The organism is Thermincola ferriacetica (assembly GCF_001263415.1).
Lineage (GTDB): Bacteria > Bacillota > Thermincolia > Thermincolales > Thermincolaceae > Thermincola > Thermincola ferriacetica.
In genome coordinates this window covers 36606-60308 of sequence record NZ_LGTE01000018.1, presented here as the reverse complement: position 1 = coordinate 60308, position 23703 = coordinate 36606, and the positions used below count along the sequence as shown (strand labels likewise).

The window sequence follows — 23703 nt, the reverse complement described above, 5'->3', positions numbered from 1 at the left end:
CGCCCGGAGCGGAGGAATCATTTAACCTCCCCTTTTCCTATCTGCGGCACGCAACATATGCTGAGTGACCGGACGGGAGGCGGCCTAGCTTTTGAGAAATGCTATATGAGCCATCGAGTTCGGGAACGCTGCCTGAACGGCCAGGGTTTGCAGCACCAAGCTCCCCGGTAGCGGAGACACCCTCCTACCCTTTCAATAGGCCGGTTTCACCGTTACAGCGGCTGTTTATCTCTTTAACCTGGGATCCAGGGCGTCTCTCAGCCCATCGCCGAGGAGGTTGAACCCTAATACCACGAACATTATCGCCATACCCGGGAATATCATGACATGGGGCGCTCTCTGAATATAACTCCGCCCGTCACTGAGCATAGCTCCCCATTCCGGCGTCGGCGGCTGGGCACCCAGTCCGAGGAAGCTCAATGCCGCGGCGTCCAGAATGGCAGTGCCTATACTCAACGTAGTCTGGACAATAATCGGCGCCATACAGTTGGGCAGCACGTGCCGTAGGATAATCCGCAGGTCACTGCAGCCTATGGCTCTCGCCGCTTCAATGTATTCGGTGGTCTTGACACTCAGCACTGTTGACCGCACTATGCGGGCAAAGTGCGGCGTATAAACCACACCGATGGCAATCATGGCGTTTCGCAGTTCCGGCCCCAGCACGGCAGTAATGGCTATTGCCAAAAGCACACTGGGAAAAGCGAGTAGGATGTCCATCAGCCGCATGATGAGACCGTCCAGCCACTTGCCGTAGAAACCGGCAATGGCCCCTAAAACTACACCCAGGACCAGAGAAAAACTCACCGAAATTACGCCTATCTGTACAGAAATCCGGGCACCGTAAATTATCCGGCTGAAAATATCCCTACCCTGGCTGTCGCGGCCCATAATGTGTTCGCTGCTTGGCGCTTCCAACCTTTTCACCAGGTCACTGTCTGTAATGGGATCATAAGGGGCAATTAAAGGGGCGCACAAAGCCACCAGCAGAAAAACAGCCACCAAAATCAGGCCTGTCAGGGCACTTTTGCTCCTGATAAGCCGTTTGAATACATCCCCCCATAACCCTTTACTTTCTCTTTTACCATTGCGGGGCTGTAGTCTGTTTCGTTTTATTTCCAGAGTTGTACTGCCGCTCAATGTCCTAGCCCCCTTAATGTGTCCTGATACGAGGATCAACGTAACTATATAATATGTCGACCAACAGGTTTATCAAAACAAAAATCAGCGCAATAATCAAGATACCATTCTGTACAACCGGAAAATCCCTTTGCATAATAGCTTCGTACATCAATCGTCCCACACCGGGCCACGAGAAGATTGTCTCTGTCAATACCGCTCCTCCCAGCAGTGACCCGAACTGTAATCCCATTACTGTCAAAACCGGCAAGAAAGCGTTTTTTAATGCGTGTTTAAAGATAACCACCTTTTCTTTCAGGCCCTTGGCTCTGGCTGTCCTGATATAATCCTGTTTTAGGACCTCCAGCATACTGGACCGGGTCATCCTGGCGATAATGGCCATCGGTATAGTAGCCAAAGCAAGGCTCGGCATAAGAATATGCTTGAAAGCATCGACAAAAGCCGGCCAGTTGCCCGTAAGTATAGCGTCCAAAAGATAGAGATTGGTTATTGTCTGCAAGTGTGTATCCACACTTAGCCTGGCCGAGGCATCGAGAAGACCCAGTTTAAAAGCAAACAACCATTGCATCATCAGGCCCAGCCAGAAGATTGGCAAGGATACCCCCAAAAGGGCGCCAACCATACTCAGGTTATCGAATATGGAATACTGTTTTACAGCGCTTATAACCCCTGCCAGAACCCCAACAATTACGGCAATTATCATGGCCGCCAGGGACAACTCCAGAGTAGCCGGAAATCTCTGCGCAAATTCCTCTATAACAGGGTTATTGGTAATAACCGAACGGCCGAAATCACCCTGCAGGACATTGCCCATAAAACGGGCATACTGAACATATAAAGGGTCGTTTAACCCCAACTGCTCCCGCAAAGCATTCATGGTCTCTTCTGTTGCCCTCTCTCCCAGGATAGCCCTGGCCGGATCGCCCGGGATCAGATGAATCAACAGGAAAGCGCAGATGGAAACTCCAATTACCACCGGAATAAGTCCAATCAGCCGTTTCACAATGTATTTACCCATTTAAAAGGCTTACCCTCCTTAATCCCTGAGCCAAACCTCGGGACTTCCGCAACAAAATCCGGAACAAGATTTTAACCAGTGACGAGCCGGGGTTAATGTCCGCTACCAGTCTTTAAACCCCGGCTCTTATATCTTTGTGCCTAAAACCTACTCTGTCTTATCAATGTTTATGAAGCACTCAGTGCCGGTGGCATGAGGTACCCAACCGGTGATTGATTTTCTAGCAGCAACAGGCGGTGTGGCATGTACCAGCGGTACCCATGGAGCCTCCTCGTGAATCAGCTCTTGAGCTTCCTCATAAAGTTTAGCCCGTTTAGCCTGGTCCGTTTCTCTCTGCGCCTCAGTCAGCAGAGCGGAAACTTTTTCTCCCTTGTAGAAAGAAACGTTGCCAGCAGTACCTTTAACGGTGTTGCTCTTGTCTAACAAATAATAGAGGAAGTTATCGGGGTCGCCGTTGTCGCCGATCCAACCAAACAGGTATAGGTCGTGTTCGCCGTTTTGCCCCTTCTCAATGTAAGTAGTCCAGTCATAAGTAACTATTTTGGCATCGATACCGACTTTGGCCAAATCCTGCTGAATGGCTTGACCGATCTCCTTTGGTTGCGGCATATAATCCCTCGCTACCGGCATAGCCCAAAGAGTAGTCTTAAAACCGTTGGGATAACCCGCTTCCGCCAACAGTGCCTTGGCCTTGGCCGGGTCATATTCATAGTCTTTTACTTTGTCATTATAGCCCCACAGAGAAGGCGGCATCGGGTTCTTCGCCGGTTTGGCGAGTCCGGCGTAAAAGGCGTCAATCAGAGCCTTTTTATTAATTGCATAGTTGATAGCCTGGCGTACCTGCAAGTTATCAAAGGGTTTTTTCTCTACGTTTATGGCCAGGTAGCCGACATTCATACTGGGTCTCAGCAATAGTTGCAAATTGGGGTCGTTCTTCACATTTTCCACATCATCAGGATTCAAGCCGATCATCGCGTCAATAGTGCCGGCCTTCAGCTCCAGGAACCGGGCTGAGTTGTCAGGAATGACCCTGAAGACAACCTTGTCAACCTTGGGTTTCCCACCCCAGTATTCCGGGTTTTTCTCCACAACAATCTGCTGGTCTTTTTCCCACTTCACAAATTTGAAAGGCCCGGTACCGACGGGATGTTTAAAGTAATCTTCACCATACTTCTTAATGGCCTCAGGGCTGGAAATGCCAAATGTGGCCATGGCCAGGTTGGCCAGGAAAGGAGCCATGGGCTTCGTTAAAACAAATTTAACAGTATATTCATCAACGACTATCACATCCTTAATAACCCCGGGAAATCCGCTGAACATGGCAGTATAGTAGCTGAAATCCCCGCCTTTATGGTACGGGTTCTTTTCGTCACGCCAGCGGTCAAAGTTAAACTTCACAGCCTCGGCATTAAAAGGTGTGCCATCGTGAAATTTAACACCTTGCCGCAATTTCAACGTCCACTCTTTACCGTCTCTTGAATTTTCCCACTCCGTGGCTAAACCCGGCTTAACCTCGGTGCTATCTTCTTCGTAGTCCAGCAGAGTGTCAAAAATTTGCTGAGTTACATACAGGCTCTCACCGTCAGTAACGTTGATGGGGTCAAGTCCCGATGCATCCCCGCTTTTACCGAAAACAAAGACCTTTTCTTTGTTCCCGCCAGGAGCTCCCTTATTCTCTCCCTGCTTTTTTGCCCCGGTACAGCCAACCAGGCCAAAGGCCACGGTCAGAGCCAGAAACAAAGTGACAATTTTCTTCATCCTTTTCATAAATACAGCCTCCCCTTTTTTACTAATCAAGGTACCTTATTTTATGTATGTAAACCTCACTGCCCCTTGCCGGAAGCAGCAAAACTTATACCAGGTGGCAAGCTACTTGATGTCCGGTCTCTTTTTCCTCCAGAACAGGCGTTTCCTCCTTGCACATGTCGGTTGCAAACGGGCAGCGGGTATGGAAACTGCAGCCGGCAGGCGGGTTAATAGGGCTGATCACATCTCCTTTTAACACGATCTTCTCCCGTTTCGCCCTGGGGTTGGGAATAGGTATGGCCGACAGCAACGCTTTTGTATAAGGGTGCAGCGGATTTTGGTACAGGTCTTTGTAATTGGCTATCTCAACTATCCGGCCCAGATACATTACAGCTACCCGATCGCTTATGTGGTGAACTACACTCAGGTCGTGGGCAATGAACAGAAAAGTCAGGTGAAACTCTTTCTGAAGATCTTCCATCAGGTTAATCACCTGCGCCTGAATACTTACGTCCAAAGCTGAAACCGGTTCATCACAGACTACCAGCTTAGGTTCCAACGCCAAAGCCCGGGCAATACCAATCCGCTGTCGCTGCCCGCCGCTAAACTCATGGGCATAACGGTCGCCATGGTAACTGGCCAGGCCAACGACTTCCAAAAGCTTGTTTACTCTGTCCCTGGCTTCCCGCCCACTGGCTATGCCGTGTAGTAGAATAGGCTCCATTATAATGTCCCGGACCTTCATCCGTGGGTTCAAGGAAGCATAAGGGTCCTGGAAAACTATCTGCATATCTTTGCGGGTTTGCCGCATTTCCTTATTGTTAAGAGCCCTGATATCTTTCCCCTCAAAATAAACTTCACCGTCAGTAGGTTCAATCAATCGGAGAATACACCTGCCGGTAGTACTCTTGCCGCAACCACTTTCGCCTACTAAGCCCAGGGTTTCACCTTTCAAAACATCAAAACTTACGCCGTCTACAGCTTTTAGCATTGCCACATTCCGGTGAAAAACTACGCCTTTGGTAACAGGAAAATATTTTTTTAAATTCTTTACCTTTAACAAAGCTTCCATTATTGATCACCCATGTTCAAATATAGATGGCAAGCGACCAGGTGGCCCTTTTTAATCTCCCTGTACTCTGGCCTCTGCACACGGCATATCTCCATGGCCTTTTTGCACCTGGGAGCAAAGGGACACCCGGGCGGCATATTCACCAGGTCAGGGGGTAACCCCTCTATAGGTTCCAAACGTTTCTTCTCCCGGTCATCAATCCTGGGCAGTGAGGCCAACAGCCCCCATGTATAGGGATGCAGCGGTGATTCAAACAGGGTATTGACATCGGCATATTCCACCGGCCGCCCGGCATACATGACCACTACATCATCACAGATTTCCGCAACAACCCCCAGGTCATGAGTAATCATCATGATGGATGTATGAAATCTTTCCTTTAGGTCGTTCATAAGTTTCAGTATCTGCGCCTGAATGGTTACATCCAAAGCGGTGGTTGGTTCATCAGCAATCAACAATTTCGGATTGCAGGACAAAGCTATGGCAATCATGGCCCGCTGCCGCATACCACCACTGAATTGATGCGGATAAGCCTTCAGCCTTTTCTCTGCTTCCGGTATACCTACCAGGCTCAACATTTCCACAGCTTTCTTGGCAGCAGACTTTTTGTCCAGTTTTTGATGCAGGATAATAACTTCGATTAACTGTTCCCCGATAGTAAGTACCGGGTTCAATGAAGTCATGGGATCCTGAAAAATCATGGCTATTTCGTTGCCGCGGATTTTTCTTATCTCTTCAGGGCTTTTGTCCAGTAGATTCTCGCCGTTGAAAATAATTTTGCCCCCCACAATTCTCCCGGGCGGTGAAGCGATAAGCTGTAGAATAGACATAGCCGTAATGGATTTACCGGAGCCCGATTCACCCACTACCCCGAGGGTTTCACCCTTTTTCAGAGTAAAACTCACCCCATCCACGGCCTTCACTACACCGGCTTCTGTATAGAAATATGTCTTTAAATCTTCAACAGCTAATAAAGTTTCCGCCACTGTATATCCTCCACCCGAATCATTGTAATATTAAGTACAAATTACATAAACCTTACTATCTGCAGGCACCGATAAATTAATTTTACCTAATCTCAAAATGATTTCCTATTTTCTCTCATATTTCTCTTAAAAACTTTAAAAAAGGGTAGATCGGGCATGTCCAAAAAGACCGCACTTTACAGTGCTCACAGGTCAAAAGGAAGGACCAAAAAGGCCGTAGGTCCTTTGGTTAAAAACAAAAAACGCCCGTCGGTCCCGCTCCCAATTCAAAGTTCACGGACCAATAGACGCTTTGTAACAGTTCGCCATCATATTTACCGAAATTAAATTATCACCACTGTTATGTTAGCGGCCACCGGCAGCTACACAAGTTTATACCTGTTTTTTGGCCGGCCTACTTTTCCGTAATCGCAAATACTAATTACCTTACCGGCCTTAACCATGTTCATTAAGTAACGGTGTACAGTCTGGTACGCCAGTCCCACCCCCGCCGTAATTTCCTCTATCGTCAAGGGCTCGCCCTTTTCCTTCATAAAATCTGTAATCAGACGCTGGGTAGCTCCACTAATTCCTTTCGCAGTATCTTCGGCATATTCTGATTCCAATTTCATTAATTGAGCAATTCTCAGGTTAACCTTTATCCGGGCAATTAAATCCGGAGCTTTAATCGGTTTTAAAGCGAAATCCGTTGCTCCCAGGGCCAAAAATTCGTCAGCAACTTCCTGCCTTTCATCCACCGTTAATACGATAATGGGGACATAATTGCTGTCAAGTTTCCTGATCTGTTCTACGGTTTCCATGCCGTCCAGCATGGGCATGTGGTAATCCACCAGTACCAAGTTAGGTTTTTCCGTTTTAAACAATTCAACACCCTCGAAACCATTGGCGGCCAAAACCGGCGTCCACCCGGCAAATTCACAAATTTCGCTAATAGTAAACCGGATATCCTCATTATCATCAATTACCAGAATCCTCATCAGGACTAACCCCCTTTAGCTTAACAGTAACCTTGGTCCCACCTTCCGGTATACGTTCCAAAGCCACTTTCCCCTGGTGGTTTTCCACGATCTGTTTGACAAAGGCCAGCCCCAAACCGCTCGAGTTGCCTTTTGTACTGTATCCCCAACTCCAGACCTTTTCCAGGTCCTCTTTCGCTATTCCCCGGCCGTTATCTATAATTTCGAAAATCACCCAGTCCCCTTCTTTATAAACCTTAATAATTATCTTGGCATTCTTAACCCCGGTGGTAGCCGCGAAGGCATTTTCGATCAGATTTATCAACACCCGGCTCATCCTGATGACGTTTATTTTCAACTTGGGCAGGTCCGCCGCAATGTCAAATACAACTTCCTGGCCCATTTTCTTTACCAGCACATGGGCCCGGACATATTGGATCAGGTCCGCAGGCGTGATATCTTTGCGTACCTCGTCGTAAAGAATCTCCGAAATCATGGCATTTACTTTATCCACAGCGCCGTCAATACGCTGACAGTATTCTTTGGTTTTTTCGGAGTTAGCGCTCATTTCTACCAGGGAGTTCAGACCACGGATGGTCATCAGAGGAGTCTTCAGATCGTGCACCAAAGTATGCATTTCCTGCAGTACCCTGGCCTGACGCGCCTGCATCTCCAACTCCTGTAACTGTATTTCCTTGACCCGGTTTTCTTCCATAAGAGAGATACGCCTCAAATATACAGAAACCAGCAAAGTTGAAATGATGCTGGTAAAGAAAAAGAATAAGGAGAAAAACAGGCCAACCAGGTTAAGGACTCCTTCGCCGTCCAAAAAAGAGGCCCCCAGTTTAATGCCCACGTCAAGGTCGCCACGGCTTATGGGGACAGAAGACACCAGCGGTACAACATTTAGCCAGTTCACAGCCATAGTGAGTCCAAAAGCCACCAGTACCACGGGACCGAAATTTTCCCTCAGTTCACCCATTTCAATTACGGCCAAAATAGACAGCAAAACAATTACCAGCATACCAACCAAACTGTAGCTGGCTTTCTGAACCGCCAATATATAATGAATCGCCAGCACCCAGGGAACAACCAGTAAGTAATTAACCCACCACTGGCGCAAAAGGTATTTGCGCCATAGATCAACCAGCAAAAAACCGCTTAAAATACCCGGCATGAGCCACAATGTGTCCACTATTACGAGTTCAAAGGATGCCAATACCAACAAACCGTTATCTTTTTTGACTATAGCATCCTCAACAAGCGCCCCGATAAATTGCAGCGATTCCATCCGGTAAACTCCATGATAGGCGCTAATGCCTGCCAGTACCAGCGCTAACACGGAATATACTGTCTTTTTGTTTAAGCTCTTACCCATTTGTCCTCCTACCTAAAGGCAGAATTCAAAGGCACGTTAGCTGTTTTTACACCGCTAACAACAGTAATAGGCTTTTGGTACTTTGTCGCCAAACCGGTAAAAAATTTATCACCTTCGCCATCCTGGGTCACAATAATATAATCCAGATACGGGGCGATCATACGTGCCAAGGAATCATTTGCAGCTCCCCGGCGGTCCTGACCGCCCAGGTGAAGCAAAATAACCGGTATATCCTTCTTATTGGCCGCCATCACCAGAGTTTTTACCCGTTCCATTTCCTCTTCTTCCGTTTTATGCATGGAATATAGACCCTGTTTACTGAATCCTAAGGCCAGTATTAAGGTATTGTGGCCTTCCAGGTCGCCCGGTTCAGCCCAATACATAAAATCGTTACTTATATTCAGCACATCACAAAGCTTTCCGGCTATTAATCCTTCCGGCCCCTGGCCCGCAGGAGTTACCAAAGCCTTTTCCCGCGCAATCGGCGCCGGCAGGTGAGGCAGCAGAGATTTTACTCGACGACTCTGTTGAAAAGACATCACCGCCGTTACAAGAATTAGTACAGCCAACAAGTAAATAACAAACCGTTTCGCCATTTCTCTGACCTCTACCAAAAGTAATACTTTTTTAAATTTTCAACAAAATAGTTAGGATTCCTGCCCTGAACAACTAACAAAGATTGGATACGCTGCCTATCGGTTTGGCCTGAACTTTTATCTCCAGAAAACTAAGGGATTTTTCCTTTTTTCTTTGGGTAGCACTTCGGAAAGCATATTTGATAGTAATTCCCTGCGTTGCTCACAGAAGTTAAAGGGGTCAGGCGCACAAGGGTTGGCGTAAATCTTACATGGCAGCTCCTTTTTTAACTCTTCAAAAAGCGTATCATCAGGTAATTTAAATAATAACCGCCAGGTTACCAAGCTGCAGTCCTTAAGATAAGGGGCCAGGTCTTTTAACTGCCAGATAGCCGAACCGGCCACCAGAACAGCCAGGTCGGCCCTGTCCACCTCGTCATAGCGGGAGTGTTTTACCATGACTCCCTGTTTCTCATATCTTATTAGCTGTCCGAGGTCCAGCACTACATAATTATAACCCGCCCGCAAAACTTCAATCAAATCTATATTTCTTTTATAAAAATCTACCCCGGTAATTCTGAAGGCACCCGGTAGTAGGCCTCCCTCAGTATCCTTTTCCTGCAAAGTAAAAAACACCGGGTTATCGTTAAGTTCAACTGCAGCCACTGTGTACTTCATTTGGGCCAGAAAAGCAGAAATGGAAATGGCCGTATGGGTACATCCCACTCCCCGGTTAGTTCCACCAACGGCAATAACAACTGTGCCGAAGGGTTTTTCCACTATTATTTCCCGCCTGGCCCGGGCATTAAATTGCCCCGCAAAACCCCTGAACAGACTATTCAAGGGATTGCTCTGCCGGCTACTGATTTTATTCAGATCCTCCAACAATTCAACGGCGCTTTGATAACGCATGGCGGGATCATTCTGCACACACTTCTGAATTATTCGTTCTATATCCTTCGACAGTAACCGGTTTAAACGGCGAACAGGTACCATTTCATAAGGAGGTTCGTTGGGGCTGGAACCCGTTAGTACATGATATAAGGTAGCTCCCAATCCGTAAATGTCGGTTCTTTCATCAGACTGGCATCCTAAAGAAAACTGTTCTGGCGCGGCATATCCCCTTGTACCTATAAAAGTACTGTCACTGGCCTGCCCCTGTTTATATTCCCGGGCGATGCCAAAGTCAATCAACCTGGCATTGCCTTCGCTATCTATTATAATATTGCCCGGTTTCATATCCCTATAAATTATCGGCGGATTAAAACCGTGCAGATAAATCAGTATCTCGCAAAGCTGTTTGGCCCAGGCTATAACGTTTTCTTCCGTACAAAATTTCCGGTCCCCAATAAGTTCTTTCAGGCTCGTGCCTTCAAAATAGTCTTCAATTATATAAATACAATTATTAAAGCTTATTATATCAATAATTCTGGGCAAACTCCGGTGGTTGAGCTTTTTAAGAATTTCCGGTTCCGCCAGCAGGTTAACCCGTGTATCCTTGCGTAAATCGATTTCCTTCACAGCCCAATAATTGCCCAATTTTAAATGCTCCGCGAGATAAACAGAGCCCCAAGCGCCCCGCCCCAGTAACCTTATAATTTGGTACTTCCCTTCTAATAAATCACCAATTTTCAACATCACTGCACCTATTCCCGTCGTTTTTTCTTAATTTTCCGACTATTACTTTCGACATCCGGGTATTACTTTCCTCTTTTTTCCTTTCCTTTTTCTAACCCGCTGACCACCGGTAAAAGCAGAATAGCCCAAATCACTGACTATTAGTTTGCAACTACAGGGTCAAAAATATGGATTTTTTCCGGCGGCAGGAAAACTGAAACTGTATCCCCCTGCCGCGGCAATTTGGGAAACTGTGTTACCGAAGCCAAAGCAGACAGGTTAAACCCAACATCAATTTTAAACCGGTAATAATAGCCAAGAGGAAATACCGCCCTGATTACTCCCCGAAACACATTCGGTGCATTAAGCTCAATGCTTGCTTCAGGACATGTTAAAACATACTCCGGCCTTATACAGGCCGCTGTTAAAACCTCCGGTCCCGTCAGATTCTGCCCCTTGCCCCGTTCTGCTGTTAATACACAGTTTGTTTTTTCAATGCTGAACAACCAATTTCCATCTGCGCCTTGCCGCAAAAAGCCCGGCCAAATGTTTTCTACCCCCAGGAATTCGGCGACCTGCCTACTTTTGGGGCGGACCAGTACCTCTTCAACAGGGCCGACCTGCTTGACGCTGCCATCCATCATAACAATTATCCTGTCAGCCAAAAAAGGCATATCAGTAAGGTCATGGCTTACCATAAGAGTTGTAGTTCCTGTCTCCGTCAATAGATCCTTCAATTCACTGATAAGCGCTGCTTTAGTGGGCATATCCAGGTACGTAAAAGGCTCGTCAAGAAACAGCACATCCGGTTCCAGAGCCATGGCCCTGGCTATACTGACCCGTTGCGCCTCTCCCCCGGAGAGAGTGCGTACATCCCGGTCCGCTAAATGAGCTATGTTGAGTTTGTCCAGCCAGTACCGGGCTTGTTGCCTCCTTTGCCTGCCGCGGACTCCCCTTATTTTCAAACCTATTGCCACATTTTCCATAGCCGTCCCCCGCAGCAGGAGAGGATCCTGAAACACCATAGCCATCCGACGCCTGGCCCGGAGTATTTTATCACTCCCCGCAATATGTTCTCCGTTAAAAAAAAACCGACCCCTGGACGGTTCGAGGAAAGCCAGAGCTTTTAACAAAGTGCTTTTACCCGCTCCGTTCGGGCCGGTAATAGCCGTAAACTCTCCTTTGTGCCAGGTCAGCCGGGAAATGCTGAGGATTTCCCTTCCCCCTTTCACTACAGACAGATTGTCCACTGCTAATACAACGTCCTGTTTCATAACCGAGCCCCCCGCTGCTGCAGTAAAGTGAAAACAAGTGTGACCCCGTATGCCAGGACCATCAGAATAATACTTAACGCTATAGCCACGTCAAAATTCCCCTTGGATACTTCCATCACCGTAGCTGTAGTAAGAACCCTGGTGCGCCCCAAAACATTACCACCCACCATCATGGAAGCTCCTATTTCCGAAATCACACCGCCAAAACCGGCCATTACAGCCGCTAACAAGGGGAGCCTCACTTCACGGACCAGGAGTAAAACTGTCTGCCACCGAGAAGCCCCCAAAGCCATAATCTGCATTTTCAGCTTCCCATCCACCTGTTGAAAGGCTGCCACGGAGATGCCGGTTATGATAGGAGTAGCAATAACAGACTGGGCTATCACCATGGCGGCAGGGGTATACATCAGGTGAAAGAACCCCAGCGGCCCATACCGCCACAACAGGATACTTACCCAAAGGCCTACCACTACCGGGGGTAGGCCCATGCCGGTATTGACCAAACTGATAACAAACTTCCGTCCCGGAAACCTGGTTAGGGCCAAAAGAGCACCGCAAGGTATCCCCAGGCACAGGCTGATAAGTGTAGCCGATCCCGAAACTTTCAACGTTAATAAGGTTATTCTCATTACTTCCGGGTCCCCGGCCAGCAAAAGTTTAACAGCCTGAACAACCCCCTGCCATATAAGTTCCATCGATTACCTCCCTAACTGCTCTTCTTTTTTACCGGCATCAGGTACAAATAAAGGCTGGCCAAATTTATCTACCCCAAAGTTTTTGATCAGGGCCTGAGTTTTTTCCGACAACATGAAATCTACGAATGCTTTCCCGCCTTCAGCATTGACTTTACTAAATTTTTTCGGATTTACCTGCATTACATGATAGATATTTAAAAGAGCCTTGTCACCCTCGGAGAGGATTTGCAAACCGTTATTTTTCTTTTGTGCCAAGTAAGTTGCCCGGTCAGACAAGGTATAACCGTTCTTTTCAGCAGCCACACCAATGGTTTGGCCCATGCCTGTGCCTGTTTGCTGGTACCAGGCGCCAGCAGGCGTAATCCCCGCCTGTTTCCAAATGCTGAGTTCTTTCTTATGGGTGCCTGATTCATCTCCCCTGGATAGGAATAAACATTTTTTCCGCGCTATTAATTTAAATGCCTCTACCGATGGCTTACCCTTAATCCCGGCCGGGTCATTGGGCGGCCCGATGATGACAAAATCGTTGTGCATAACCAGTTGACGGCCAATAACTATTCCTGCATCCACTATCCGCTCTTCGTCTTTGGGGGAATGCACCAGCAAAGCGTCGGCTTCTCCCTTTTCAGCCATTTTTATGGCCGCCCCGCTGCCTACGGATACAACAGTCAAATTATATCCTGTTTCCTTTTCGAACTCAGGTTTTAAAACATCAAGTAAACCGCTGTCAACAGTACTTGTTGTAGTGGCCAGAATAACTTCTTTGTTTGCCGGCTTTTTTTCCTTAGGTTGTTGTGACTGCTGTTCTTGTTTGGGTTCAAGCGGGGGCTTCTCCGTAGTTTTTGCACATCCGGCAAATATCATCCCCAACATTGCTACAATCAACATTATAGCCCAAAGTCTGGTGTTTTTGAACATTTTCCTACCTCCTTGAAAATTTAAGCTTCACAACCAAAAAATTAATCTAACAAATTTGCTTTAAAGCGGCATTATGTTTATTTAAGCATAACGACCCCAAAAAATTATTTGAAATGCTTCTCAAATGTTTTTTGTACACAGGCCTCAACTTCACGCCGGAAATTCCCATACTGCTTCATTAATTCCTTTGCTTCCAGCGTCAGTCTGGCCCCTCCTCCCGCTTCACCTCCAACCTGTTTTATCAAAAGTGTTGTCCCCAGCCGGCTTTCAGCTTTTTTAATGTTTCCCCAAGCCTGCCGGTAAGACATCGTTAAGCTTTCGGCAGCTTTTTTGATGGATCCATACTGCTCTATTTTCTTTAAAAGATAGTACAATCCATCACCGATTACCGGTTGTCCGTCTTTTTCCAGCCAAACTTTAAAGTGAAAATTCATGGTTGGCGCCTCCAGCTATTCACTCTAATTCTAATACGACAGGAAAGAAAAAATTCCTCTATTTTATCAAAATTTAACCTGCATAACCTTGTCAGGCAAATACCCGCTATGAAGCTAAAACAACTGTTGCTCCGAGGCCACGCCTTCCTTCAACCACGGAAGGGTGGGTGGGGTGTCCCAGCTACCCTTCCTTGAGTAAGAGGGGGGAAGAGGCCGCTGTCCCGTGAAATAACCTTCTTCCTTGAGTACATAGCCGCTGTCCGGTGAAACAATAAGTTGCGACTTGGCGGAGGGCGAATAGACAGTGTTAACGACAGTGAGGACTTGAAATTGCCGTTTCCGGCACGGACGCCGGAAACCCGGCCATGAGTCACGGATGACGATTTGGCCGGGTCCGGCAATTTCAACCGAACGGAGTATACACTGTCTCCGCCCGTAGCCTCGGAGCAACGGTTGTTTCACCGGTGCAGCGGCATCCCTAAATAGGGCAACGGTTGCTTCACCGGTATAGCAGTTTGCCATTCCAGCGTTTAGAGGCAACCCCCGGTTAAATACCGGGCTATTTTCTCAGCCAGCTTCTCCTGTTCCCGCCAATGCCCGTAAACCTTATGGCTTGCGTTGAGGATGTTGATTAGATTTTCCAACTCTTTACTTATACGCCCCGCAGGCTTCTTAGCAAAGGCAGTCTGGGGCAGGGGCATAAAGGTATGGGCATGCACCCTGGCTCCTCGTTCCACCAACTCTTTTATCACCTGTATAGTCTGTTTTACATCCGCCGGTTCTTCGCCCGGCAGGCCGAAAATAAAATCAACGTTGGCCACTAACCCGGCCCGGACAGTAATATCAACCGCCCGGAAAATATCCTCGACTTTATGACCTCTGTGGCACAGGTCCAATATCCGCTGGCTTCCTGACTGCGCTCCGATGATCAGGTTATCGTTATTGGCATACTTCCGAACAAGGTTGACCGTTTCTTCCGTGACATGTTCGGGCCTTACTTCCGAAGGAAAGGAGCCCATAAAAATACGGCCCCTGTTCCCTATTATGGCTCTGACTCCCCTAAGCAAAGCTTCCAGTTTATTAACATTAATAGTTTTGCCGTCGGGTGACCCGTAGGAAAAAGCATTGGGCGTAATGAACTTTATGTCGGTAAGCCCCCGTTCTGTCAAAAGACGAACGTAACCCAAAATATTTTCTATGCTTCTGTGCCTGGGCTGAGGGCCGAAAATATGTCCTGTTTGGCAAAAAGAACATAGATATGGGCAGCCCCTGGTAATTTCAATAGGGGAAAACAACCTGTGTTTTATGGTAAAAGGGGGATACTTATTCAGATTCACAGGTCTTCTCAGCCCGGTAAACCTGATTCCCCCCCGCTTCTCCATGTAAACAATGCCTTTAACACTGGTATAATCCTCCTCTCGGCCAAACTTACCCAGAAGTTCTACCAGGGTTTCTTCCCCTTCGCCCCTGACAACAACATCTACGCCCAAACCCAAAGTTCCTTCCGGGTCGCCTGTCGGATGAGGACCACCGGCAATTAAAAAAATAGCGTTTCCATATTCTTTTTTTAGTCTGCTAATAAGAGCCGCTGTTTCCCAAAGCTGGGGAGTAAAAAAGGACAACCCGACCACAACTTTGCGATGCTTCCCGGTAATCGTTTTTAAACCGGTGAATAAATCCCTTTCCGATTCTACAAAGTACATGGATAATTCGCCGAATTCCGGGGTTTCTTCGATGGCGCCCGCTAATGTATTGATACTGTATCTGTTTGGTTTTGGGTAATAAAAAACCAATGCCATATCAGAATTCAATTTAACCAATCCCAGTACCTGGTTTTGTCTGTCTCCGGTCCAATTCGTCAAACCTCAGTTAAATTCCTTCTTTAAATAAGTTTTTCTTACCTTGCCGTTTATTGCTATTCTACACTTCTAAACGGTATCAAAAGACATTTTGGCAATGATAATCAGTGGGACGCCTGCAATAACCTGAGCACATAAGAAATCGTTAAACCAAACAGAATCCCACCGAAAAAATAGACCAGCGCATCAACAGGTGAAGTGCCTGTAAAAACAGGTAATTCAAGCACCTGTACACCTATTACTCTGATCAGGAACCATATCGCCATGCCAAACACAGCACCTTTGAAATAAAGATAGCGGCTGGAACCGGCCTCGATGATCAAGGCATAGCAGAATCCCCAAAAACTGTCTACGACCAGATGCCCGGCCAAACCAACCACGGAAGCCACCCAACCAGGGTAGTTCCGGTGAAAAAGCACCGCAGCCGCTATATCTACGTAAATTATGTCCGTAAGGCCAAGTAACTTTGCAACCAGGGCATACAGGTTTTGCGCAAGGGCACCTGCCATACCTGCGATTACTCCACTTACCAGCCTGTCATTGATTGCCTGAACTTTGAACATCCCGAATATTCTCCTAAACCGCAAATGTAATAATTTTATTATATGGTTTTTCATATGGTCATTATGCCTGCAATTTCAAAATATTTGTATTACCGAACAAACACAAAAAACAGACCCGTAGGGTCTGCTTAACAGATATCGGCAATTACCGGTCCGGTTACTCCCACTCAATAGTGGCCGGGGGCTTGGAGGTGATGTCATAAACGACACGGTTAATGTCCTTGACTTCGTTGACTATCCTTGAAGAAATGCTTTCCAGCACATCGTAGGGAATCCTGGCCCAGTCGGCAGTCATACCGTCGTGGCTGGTTACGGCACGGATAACGCAAGTATAACTGTAAGTACGCTCATCACCCATGACACCGACGCTGCGCATTGAAGGAAGAACAGCAAAAAACTGCCAGATCTCCCGGTATAACCCAGCTTTAATTATTTCTTCGTGTAAAATAGCATCTGCCTCCCGCAATATGTTGAGCTTTTCTTCAGTGATCTCACCCAAGATGCGTATGGCCAGGCCGGGGCCGGGGAAAGGCTGGCGCCAGACGATGCGCTCCGGTAATCCCAACTGTTCGCCGACCTGTCGCACCTCATCTTTGAAAAGCCACCGTAAAGGTTCAACCAGGTCAAATTTCATGTCCTCCGGCAGGCCACCCACGTTGTGGTGGGATTTGATCACTGCCGCCGTATCGGTACCACTTTCTACAACATCAGGATATAAAGTGCCTTGCACAAGAAAATCTATTTCCCCCAGTTTACGGGCTTCTTCTTCAAAAACACGGATGAATTCGTTCCCGATAATCTTCCTTTTTTGCTCCGGGTCGGTAACTCCTTTAAGTTTGTTGAGGAACCTTGCCGAAGCATCAACAGCGACCAGGTTTATATGGAACTGGTCCCGAAAGGTTTGTATAACCTGCCGAGCCTCATCTTTTCGTAAGAGGCCGTGATCGACAAACACACATGTTAACTGGTCCCCAACGGCTTTATGCACAAGGGCGGCAGCCACAGATGAATCAACCCCGCCACTTAATGCGCAGAGAACCTTCTTATCGCCTACTTTTTCCTTTACTTCCCGCACAGCCTGTTCGACAAAGGATTCCATGGTCCAATCAGCGTGGCACTGGCAAACGTCCAACAGGAAAAACTCCAGCATTCTCTGCCCCTGGGGGGTATGTACCACTTCCGGGTGAAACTGGACGCCATAAAGTTTCTTCTCATCATTGCCAAGGGCTGCCACAGGAGTGTTTTCCGTCCGGGCGATAGACTTGAAACCTGGTGGCGGAGCAGCAACAAAATCGCCATGGCTCATCCAGACCTGAAGTGTTTCAGGCAACCCTTTAAACAGCGGGCTGTCAGCATCTAAGACCTGTAACAATGTTTTCCCGTATTCCCGATTATCGGCCCGGCTTACGTTGCCACCGAGCATCTGGGCCATCAACTGCATACCATAACAAATACCCAAGATAGGAATACCTGCTGCAAAAATTTCTTTGTCGCAAACGGGCGCATTTTCCGCATAAACACTGGAAGGCCCGCCGGAAAAAACAATACCTTTCGGATTAATGGCTTTTAACCTGGCAACAGGAGTGGAATAGGGCAGGATTTCGCAGTAAACGTGACACTCCCTAATTCTCCGGGCAATTAACTGGGTATACTGCCCGCCAAAATCCAGAACAATGACCATTTCCTTCTGTTCCAACATGAGCTGATGATGTCCTCCTAACTGTGGTAAATTTCTTCCTTCAAAACATATATTTCCTGCAAATGCCTGTATTTTTCATCATAATCCAGGCCGTAACCAACTACAAACTCATCGGGAATGACAAATCCGTTATAATCCACGTGCACCTCAGTCTTTCTGCGGTCAGGTTTATCCAATAAAGTGCATACTTTTACCGATGCGGGGCCCCTGGATTTCAGTATCTCCACCAGATACTTTAAAGTAAGCCCGGAATCGATAATATCTTCCACGATTAAAACGTGTTTGTTTTCCACGCTCTGGTCCAAATCCTTAAGAATCCTGACGACCCCGGAAGACTCTGTTGTCGCGCCATAACTTGATACAGCCATGAAGTCTATATTAATAGGAATCGTAATTTCCCGAATCAGGTCAGCCATAAAAATTACGGCGCCTTTAAGAATGCCAATTACCAACAAGTCTTTGCCTGCATAGTCTCTAGAAATTTGCTCTCCCAGTTTCTTCACTTTAGCTTTGATTTCATTTGCTCCTACCAGACAATTTTTCAAGTCCTGTTGCATACCGATCCCCCTTCGTATCTACCATATCCGCGTAATTATATCAGAATGTTTCTGGATCTGTCAATGTACTGTGCCATATTTCATTGCCTGTCATCGCTTTGTCAAAACCGCCACAATGGTATCCCATGCCTTTTTAAAAGTCTCGTGTTGTCCCGCAGTAGTCTTATAATTCCCATACTGCTCTTTTAAATACCCCTCAGTCAGCAAGATAACCTCCTTTTGGATATCGGGAAAACTTTCGCATACTTTTCCGGCAAATTCATAAGGCGTTTGATCATATGAACGGGTAATGCCCTTACTTGCCAAAAGATATACCATATCGAGGTAATAATCTCTGACACGCCCTTCATCCATTAACTGCATCTTTTGCCTTAACTCTCTCCAGAAAAAAATTACCCTGATCAAAATAAGAGCAATTATAAAGCCACCCGCAAAGAAAAGAATCCGTTCCCAGGGACCCTCCTGTACCCCTTCTTCAAATGTAACCACCATATTCTCTACCTGTGTACCGTCATCTTCCGCCGAGGCGGCCGCCTCTACGGCAACCGATTCATTCTGAACTGTCGGCATATTGAAAGACGGAGTGGGTTCAAAGGGTACCCAGCCATATTCACCAAAATACACTTCTACCCAGGCATGGGCATCTCCTTCCCTGACCATATAAGTTCCTGTCTGTGCATCATAGGTTCCGGTGGCAAACCCCTTAACCCATCGGGCAGGAATACCCAGTGTTCTAAGCATCACAACCATGGCAGTTGAGTGATAAGTGCAGTACCCTTTTTTCAGGTCAAACAGGAAATAATCCACCACATCCCGGCCCTCTTTGGGAGGCTGTACTTCCAGGGTATAAGGAAAATTATGAGATAAATACCTCTCTATGGCCTTGGCCTTGTCATAAGGGGAAAACAACCCCTTGGTGATCTCCACTGTTTTTTCCCTGACCCTTTCCGGCAGGTTTTCGGGGAGCTGTAAGTAGTTTTTTAACGACTCCCGGTCATAATCAACCCTTACCCTACGCAGTTGCTTTTCGCTGAATTCCGGAATATAAGAAACCACTTTATAATGAGCGCCGGATTTCATTTCTCTGGTGTATAAATTACCACCCCCGTCAATCCAGAAAAACCTGTCCGGGACCATTACTTTTTCAGGTGGACTGGCCGTGAAAATAACTGTTGATGATAGCTTAGGTGCCAGAGTAAACACCTGCTCTATCCTTTGGGTGGGAACATTGGGGCCGTATGGATTTGGCATATTTTCAGATTCGCGGAAAATTTCCTTCATTTTAAAAGAATTTACCCAGCCCTTGCCGTTATAATAATCGGCGCTTTCGCCACGCCAGTAAAAAGGCCTGGGGGACCTGACGGACATCACCAGCTCATCGGAACTTCGGACGGTCCCTTTTAATTCAAAGGTTTCGAGCCTGTCCCAGAACTTATGAAAACCGTCTCCTTCAACGGTTTTCTGTCGAGTCATCGCCGGTCTGGCAATTTGCACCGCCTTTTGCATAATTTTTCCTTTAGCCCATTTTACCGGTCTGGAACTTACAGCCAGACCCGTCCCATGATACGGCGCCAGCAAAGCCAAAACAATAACTACCGAGGTTATCACCAAGTTGGTAGCAACCCACCGCCTGGCAAACGCCCTTTGGTTACCTGTTTCTTTAAACTCAGGGCGTGAAATCAGGTATAAGTAAAAAGTCTGGCTCCTTAACAACAATACAGACACTATATGGGCTACCACCCAAAAAGAAATGTCCACTTTAGCAGAGGCAATTTCCGCACCCAATAACAGTGCACTGGCAGCAGTCAGCTCCGTCAGGCTTTTTCTTTCCAGAAGGTAATAAGCGAGAAGATACACGAGAATGGCATAAAAAATAAAAATAAAAAAGAAAATCGTGTCAGGTCGGCCAGTGTTACCTGCTCCGTTATCTATAAGAGGCAAGCTCAATAACTCTACCGTCGGCGGCCCGTTATGGCTAAAATAATTGAAAAATACCACTCCAATAATGTATGACACAGAAATAATCTTGTATAACGCATTCAGCCACCAGCGACGGCAGTAAAAATCCAATACGACGGCAAACACAACCAGGACTGTAACAATGGAAAAAGCGTAACCCTGAGAAACAGTCCCAAAAGCAAGGAAAGTAGTTCGCCGGAGGGTTTCCATGTAACCGAAAATCAGAAAGGGAATCAGGAGCCATTCTCGCCAATGTTTAACCAGCTGCATGTTGCACCCCTCCAAACAGTATTTGCAAGCTGGTGTCTTTGTCAACTAACAACACCTGAATACCCATATGCCGAATTCGGGACACAGCCAGGTCACGGGCCTGGATATCGATATCTCCGTCCTCAAAAGTCTCCAACTTTAACAAGGCCACAAACACCTTGTAACCTTTACCGGTAAACATGGATAATGTCTGCACCAATCCCGCCTCTAGGTCAGGTGTGATGAGAATCAACATATCCCCGAGAGGATGATACAAGCCTTCTTTTATTAGAGCTTCGGTGAAGGCATTAGGCACTGTTCCCCTGGAGGCTCTGGCTAGAAAATCCAGTATCAGGCTTAAATGGCCTTTTGAACGGTTCGGGGGAATAGCCAACAGGCTGTCGGAACACAGAACCATACCTACATTTAAGCCCTCCCGTATAGCTGTAGCAGCCAAAGATGCAGCAACATGCAGCCCCCGTTCAAAGGAATTGTCATAGCCTTTAAAAGTGTGCTTTGGCGAGGCCAGATCCACAAAGATTAGCATCTCATTCATCATACTCTGCTCATATTCCTTAACCAGAAAACGCTGGGCCTTTAAGGACGCCTTCCAGTGAATCCGGTTTAAAGAGTCCCCGGGATTGTAGGCCCTTACACCCCTGAATTCAGAAACATGCCTGCCAGGTCTTACAGACCAGACCCGGTCGCCTTCCCTGGCATCAATGCAGCGCAAACAACTCTTCCCCAAAAAATCAGCCCGCGGTCTTATCAATAAATTCAACCGGTTTTCAATAACCTTGGAACTATAAAAAAGGCCAAAAATATCTCCTGCCTGTACTGTCATCCTGCCCCATTGGAAAAAACCGCGCAAACTGCATTCCAGGGGGATTTGAAATTCCTTTTTTTCATAAGACTTCAGGTGGAAACCAAAGGATGCCTCCCTGTTTTCCGGTCCGAAAGCATCGGGCAATTCCATGCTGCAGTGAACCCAGGGCAATGGCAAAAAGGATGTATTCTCTACTTTAAGCTTTATAAATATAACTTTACCTACTTCGGAACGGTTAGTATCCAGAGTTGCTTTAATCTTTACCCCGGCCAAAACTTTTACCCAGACCAAGGATACAGCCAAGACTCCAATACTGGCATAAAGAATAAAGTAAGGTAGACGTCCGCCTACCAAACCGGCGTATATATATGCCATTATTAACCATAACAAGCCTTTGGCTACACCGGACAGTTTCATAATAATTCGACCCCTTTTTAAAGAGAAACGGGAATTTTATTCAATATATCCCTGATAATATCTTCCTGGGTGTATCCTTTAAAATGAGCTTCCGGTTTTAAAACCAACCGATGGGCTAAAGTAGGAACGGCCAAAGTTTTTATGTCATCCGGAATCACATAATTGCGCCCTTCAGTCCCGGCCATTGCCTTCGAGCATTTCAACAGGGCCAGCGAACCTCTTGGGCTTGCTCCCAGAGAAACGTCAGGATGCTCCCGGGTGGCTTGCACTATTTTTACTATATAATCCTTCAGAGAATCCTCAATATATATTTCGCCCACCTTTTTCTGCAATTCCGCAATTTCCTCCAACTCAAAAACCTGTTCAATAGCTGCTATTGGGTGTTTCTTTTCCAGCCGTTCCAGAATTTCCATTTCCTCTTCGTAAGTTGGATAGCCCAGCCTGGCTCTGACCAGGAAACGGTCTAACTGAGCTTCCGGTAGCGGGTAGGTGCCTTCGTATTCTATTGGGTTCTGGGTAGCCAAAATCATGAAGGGTTTTGGAAGTTCATAGGTTATTCCGTCAACTGTTATCTGTTCTTCCTCCATACATTCCAACAAGCTGGCCTGGGTTCTGGGCGACGTACGGTTTATTTCATCAGCCAAAACCATCTGGGCCATAATTGGCCCTGGCCTGAATTCAAAATCCATTGTCTTTTGGTTATAAACGGATACCCCTAAAATATCTGAAGGTAGCAGGTCTGGCGTAAATTGAATCCGCTTAAAGGAACAGCCAAGAGATTTCGCCAGTGTTCTGACCAGCATAGTTTTCCCCATGCCGGGGACATCTTCCAGGAGCATATGCCCTTTACAAAGTAAAGTAATTAATATTAAACGGATAACATCTTCTTTACCCACGATAACCTGCTCAATGTTTTTCATCAGTTTAGCAGCAAGTCTTTGCAGTCTGTTCATAATATTACTCCTTTACTGGCAAGTTATTCCTCCCATACCAATGTACTGTTTCGACATTTCGTGTCTATTTCCTCCAAACTTCAGCGCACAAAAAAAAAGCCTACACAGGCGGTTCCACTTCAAAGGCTGTATCGTAATCAAAACTTACTTCGATTTTAAGTTTATCCTGGGGATTGGTTTTGCTTACTGCCGTAACTACTCCCCTGGTAAGCAAACCACTGCCCCGGTCAATCCAGAACTCATAAACAAAGTCTTTCCACAATATTTCCAGATAAGAATCTCCGACAATAGGCTTGACGGTATATTTCCAAACCTTTTCCTCCCTGTCCTTTACTATGCCGTCATACGTAACCTCAACTATTTCCCGGTAACTAAAATTAGCCAATGGATTTAATTCAGCAGCAAAAATCTCCTGCTGGTTTAACTGGTTATCCTTGATCTTAATCCAGTCGCCGGAAACCTGGTCCTTTGTATAAGTTGTACTACCGATCTGGTAAAACTCAATATCAGATTCCGTTATCCGGCCTTTGATATAAATCCTGTCTTTCCCTTTCCGGCGGCCTTCAATATCGGTATAAACCCCTTCTTTGCCGCTAATGATGGTTTTCATCTGCAGGCGGTAAATAAAACTTCCGGCACGGGCCGTGTCATTCAAGGCCTTGGCTATTACAGTCCTGGGCGGTAGAGCAGGTTTGTGAGGTATAATCCGGTAACTTAGATAAAGCAGGCAGAAAAAAACAAGGACAGCAACAATAAACCGCCTCCTGTTTAAATTGACAGTCGCAAAAAAATTCCTCATAAAACCTCCCCCCCTC

21 protein-coding genes are annotated in these 23703 nt (G+C 46.7%); all 21 read right to left on the bottom strand.

Going from position 1 to position 23703, the window contains the following annotated elements; translation table 11 throughout:
* Window positions 1-225: 225 nt before the first annotated feature.
* The gene (nikC, locus tag Tfer_RS11430; RefSeq protein ID WP_200901029.1) at window positions 226-1137 is read right to left on the bottom strand and encodes a nickel transporter permease; all 912 of its coding nucleotides are present in this window, start codon (window positions 1135-1137) and stop codon (window positions 226-228) included.
* A gap of 13 nt (window positions 1138-1150) precedes the next feature.
* Window positions 1151-2155 carry an ABC transporter permease gene (locus Tfer_RS11425; protein WP_052218520.1) on the bottom strand — a complete coding sequence of 335 codons (1005 nt, stop codon included), beginning with the start codon at window positions 2153-2155 and terminating at the stop codon, window positions 1151-1153.
* Window positions 2156-2302: 147 nt separating this feature from the next.
* Entirely contained in the window at window positions 2303-3922 is a 1620-nt protein-coding gene (locus Tfer_RS11420; protein WP_083436924.1) for an ABC transporter substrate-binding protein, read from the bottom strand.
* Window positions 3923-4007: 85 nt separating this feature from the next.
* Window positions 4008-4973 (bottom strand): ABC transporter ATP-binding protein, encoded by a 966-nt coding sequence (locus Tfer_RS11415; RefSeq protein WP_052218519.1) that lies wholly within the window; start codon window positions 4971-4973, stop codon window positions 4008-4010.
* Window positions 4973-5959 carry an ABC transporter ATP-binding protein gene (locus Tfer_RS11410; RefSeq protein ID WP_052218518.1) on the bottom strand — a complete coding sequence of 329 codons (987 nt, stop codon included), beginning with the start codon at window positions 5957-5959 and terminating at the stop codon, window positions 4973-4975. The genes Tfer_RS11415 and Tfer_RS11410 overlap by 1 nt, the downstream gene beginning before the upstream one ends.
* A 362-nt stretch (window positions 5960-6321) precedes the next feature.
* Window positions 6322-6936 carry a response regulator gene (locus Tfer_RS11405; protein WP_013119686.1) on the bottom strand — a complete coding sequence of 205 codons (615 nt, stop codon included), beginning with the start codon at window positions 6934-6936 and terminating at the stop codon, window positions 6322-6324.
* Complete coding sequence (locus Tfer_RS11400) at window positions 6917-8293, bottom strand: HAMP domain-containing sensor histidine kinase (RefSeq protein ID WP_052218517.1); 1377 nt, start codon at window positions 8291-8293, stop codon at window positions 6917-6919. Before Tfer_RS11400 ends, Tfer_RS11405 begins: the two co-directional genes overlap by 20 nt.
* Window positions 8294-8301: 8 nt before the next feature.
* Complete coding sequence (locus Tfer_RS11395) at window positions 8302-8889, bottom strand: DUF6305 family protein (protein WP_052218516.1); 588 nt, start codon at window positions 8887-8889, stop codon at window positions 8302-8304.
* 117 nt (window positions 8890-9006) lie between these two features.
* Window positions 9007-10506 (bottom strand): serine/threonine protein kinase, encoded by a 1500-nt coding sequence (locus Tfer_RS11390; protein WP_083436923.1) that lies wholly within the window; start codon window positions 10504-10506, stop codon window positions 9007-9009.
* A gap of 140 nt (window positions 10507-10646) precedes the next feature.
* On the bottom strand, window positions 10647-11759 hold the full coding sequence (locus Tfer_RS16595; RefSeq protein ID WP_083436922.1) for an ABC transporter ATP-binding protein: 1113 nt from the start codon (window positions 11757-11759) through the stop codon (window positions 10647-10649).
* Window positions 11756-12454 (bottom strand): ABC transporter permease, encoded by a 699-nt coding sequence (locus tag Tfer_RS11380; RefSeq protein ID WP_013119681.1) that lies wholly within the window; start codon window positions 12452-12454, stop codon window positions 11756-11758. Before Tfer_RS11380 ends, Tfer_RS16595 begins: the two co-directional genes overlap by 4 nt.
* 3 nt (window positions 12455-12457) lie before the next feature.
* Window positions 12458-13372, bottom strand: coding sequence for an ABC transporter substrate-binding protein (locus Tfer_RS11375; RefSeq protein ID WP_052218514.1), 915 nt, complete (start codon window positions 13370-13372; stop codon window positions 12458-12460).
* 104 nt (window positions 13373-13476) lie between these two features.
* The gene (locus tag Tfer_RS11370; RefSeq protein ID WP_052218513.1) at window positions 13477-13806 is read right to left on the bottom strand and encodes a winged helix-turn-helix domain-containing protein; all 330 of its coding nucleotides are present in this window, start codon (window positions 13804-13806) and stop codon (window positions 13477-13479) included.
* Window positions 13807-14336: 530 nt separating this feature from the next.
* On the bottom strand, window positions 14337-15668 hold the full coding sequence (locus Tfer_RS11360) for a TIGR04013 family B12-binding domain/radical SAM domain-containing protein (protein WP_083436921.1): 1332 nt from the start codon (window positions 15666-15668) through the stop codon (window positions 14337-14339).
* A gap of 101 nt (window positions 15669-15769) precedes the next feature.
* Entirely contained in the window at window positions 15770-16228 is a 459-nt protein-coding gene (locus tag Tfer_RS11355; RefSeq protein WP_052218511.1) for a hypothetical protein, read from the bottom strand.
* Window positions 16229-16385: 157 nt separating this feature from the next.
* Window positions 16386-17927 (bottom strand): glutamine-hydrolyzing GMP synthase, encoded by a 1542-nt coding sequence (gene guaA / locus Tfer_RS11350; protein ID WP_052218510.1) that lies wholly within the window; start codon window positions 17925-17927, stop codon window positions 16386-16388.
* A 17-nt stretch (window positions 17928-17944) separates the two neighbouring features.
* Window positions 17945-18484, bottom strand: a complete 540-nt coding sequence (hpt, locus tag Tfer_RS11345) for a hypoxanthine phosphoribosyltransferase (RefSeq protein ID WP_052218509.1) — start codon at window positions 18482-18484, stop codon at window positions 17945-17947.
* Window positions 18485-18574: 90 nt separating this feature from the next.
* A complete protein-coding gene (locus tag Tfer_RS11340) occupies window positions 18575-20713 on the bottom strand; it encodes a transglutaminase TgpA family protein (protein WP_052218508.1) in 2139 nt (712 codons plus the stop codon).
* The gene (locus Tfer_RS11335; RefSeq protein WP_052218507.1) at window positions 20700-21935 is read right to left on the bottom strand and encodes a DUF58 domain-containing protein; all 1236 of its coding nucleotides are present in this window, start codon (window positions 21933-21935) and stop codon (window positions 20700-20702) included. The genes Tfer_RS11340 and Tfer_RS11335 overlap by 14 nt, the downstream gene beginning before the upstream one ends.
* Window positions 21936-21952: 17 nt before the next feature.
* Complete coding sequence (locus Tfer_RS11330) at window positions 21953-22888, bottom strand: AAA family ATPase (RefSeq protein ID WP_052218506.1); 936 nt, start codon at window positions 22886-22888, stop codon at window positions 21953-21955.
* 100 nt (window positions 22889-22988) lie between these two features.
* Window positions 22989-23687, bottom strand: coding sequence for a hypothetical protein (locus Tfer_RS11325; protein ID WP_052218505.1), 699 nt, complete (start codon window positions 23685-23687; stop codon window positions 22989-22991).
* Window positions 23688-23703: the final 16 nt, after the last annotated feature.

Coding starts and splice junctions, on each gene's coding strand:
- Tfer_RS11425 (WP_052218520.1), bottom strand. CDS start 2,155: ATGGGTAAATACATTGTGAAACGGCTGATTGGACTTATTCCGGTGGTA.
- Tfer_RS11420 (WP_083436924.1), bottom strand. CDS start 3,922: ATGAAAAGGATGAAGAAAATTGTCACTTTGTTTCTGGCTCTGACCGTG.
- Tfer_RS11415 (WP_052218519.1), bottom strand. CDS start 4,973: ATGGAAGCTTTGTTAAAGGTAAAGAATTTAAAAAAATATTTTCCTGTT.
- Tfer_RS11405 (WP_013119686.1), bottom strand. CDS start 6,936: ATGAGGATTCTGGTAATTGATGATAATGAGGATATCCGGTTTACTATT.
- Tfer_RS11400 (WP_052218517.1), bottom strand. CDS start 8,293: ATGGGTAAGAGCTTAAACAAAAAGACAGTATATTCCGTGTTAGCGCTG.
- Tfer_RS11395 (WP_052218516.1), bottom strand. CDS start 8,889: ATGGCGAAACGGTTTGTTATTTACTTGTTGGCTGTACTAATTCTTGTA.
- Tfer_RS11390 (WP_083436923.1), bottom strand. CDS start 10,506: ATGTTGAAAATTGGTGATTTATTAGAAGGGAAGTACCAAATTATAAGG.
- Tfer_RS16595 (WP_083436922.1), bottom strand. CDS start 11,759: ATGAAACAGGACGTTGTATTAGCAGTGGACAATCTGTCTGTAGTGAAA.
- Tfer_RS11380 (WP_013119681.1), bottom strand. CDS start 12,454: ATGGAACTTATATGGCAGGGGGTTGTTCAGGCTGTTAAACTTTTGCTG.
- Tfer_RS11375 (WP_052218514.1), bottom strand. CDS start 13,372: ATGTTCAAAAACACCAGACTTTGGGCTATAATGTTGATTGTAGCAATG.
- Tfer_RS11370 (WP_052218513.1), bottom strand. CDS start 13,806: ATGAATTTTCACTTTAAAGTTTGGCTGGAAAAAGACGGACAACCGGTA.
- Tfer_RS11355 (WP_052218511.1), bottom strand. CDS start 16,228: ATGTTCAAAGTTCAGGCAATCAATGACAGGCTGGTAAGTGGAGTAATC.
- guaA (WP_052218510.1), bottom strand. CDS start 17,927: ATGTTGGAACAGAAGGAAATGGTCATTGTTCTGGATTTTGGCGGGCAG.
- hpt (WP_052218509.1), bottom strand. CDS start 18,484: ATGCAACAGGACTTGAAAAATTGTCTGGTAGGAGCAAATGAAATCAAA.
- Tfer_RS11340 (WP_052218508.1), bottom strand. CDS start 20,713: ATGCAGCTGGTTAAACATTGGCGAGAATGGCTCCTGATTCCCTTTCTG.
- Tfer_RS11335 (WP_052218507.1), bottom strand. CDS start 21,935: ATGAAACTGTCCGGTGTAGCCAAAGGCTTGTTATGGTTAATAATGGCA.
- Tfer_RS11330 (WP_052218506.1), bottom strand. CDS start 22,888: ATGAACAGACTGCAAAGACTTGCTGCTAAACTGATGAAAAACATTGAG.
- Tfer_RS11325 (WP_052218505.1), bottom strand. CDS start 23,687: ATGAGGAATTTTTTTGCGACTGTCAATTTAAACAGGAGGCGGTTTATT.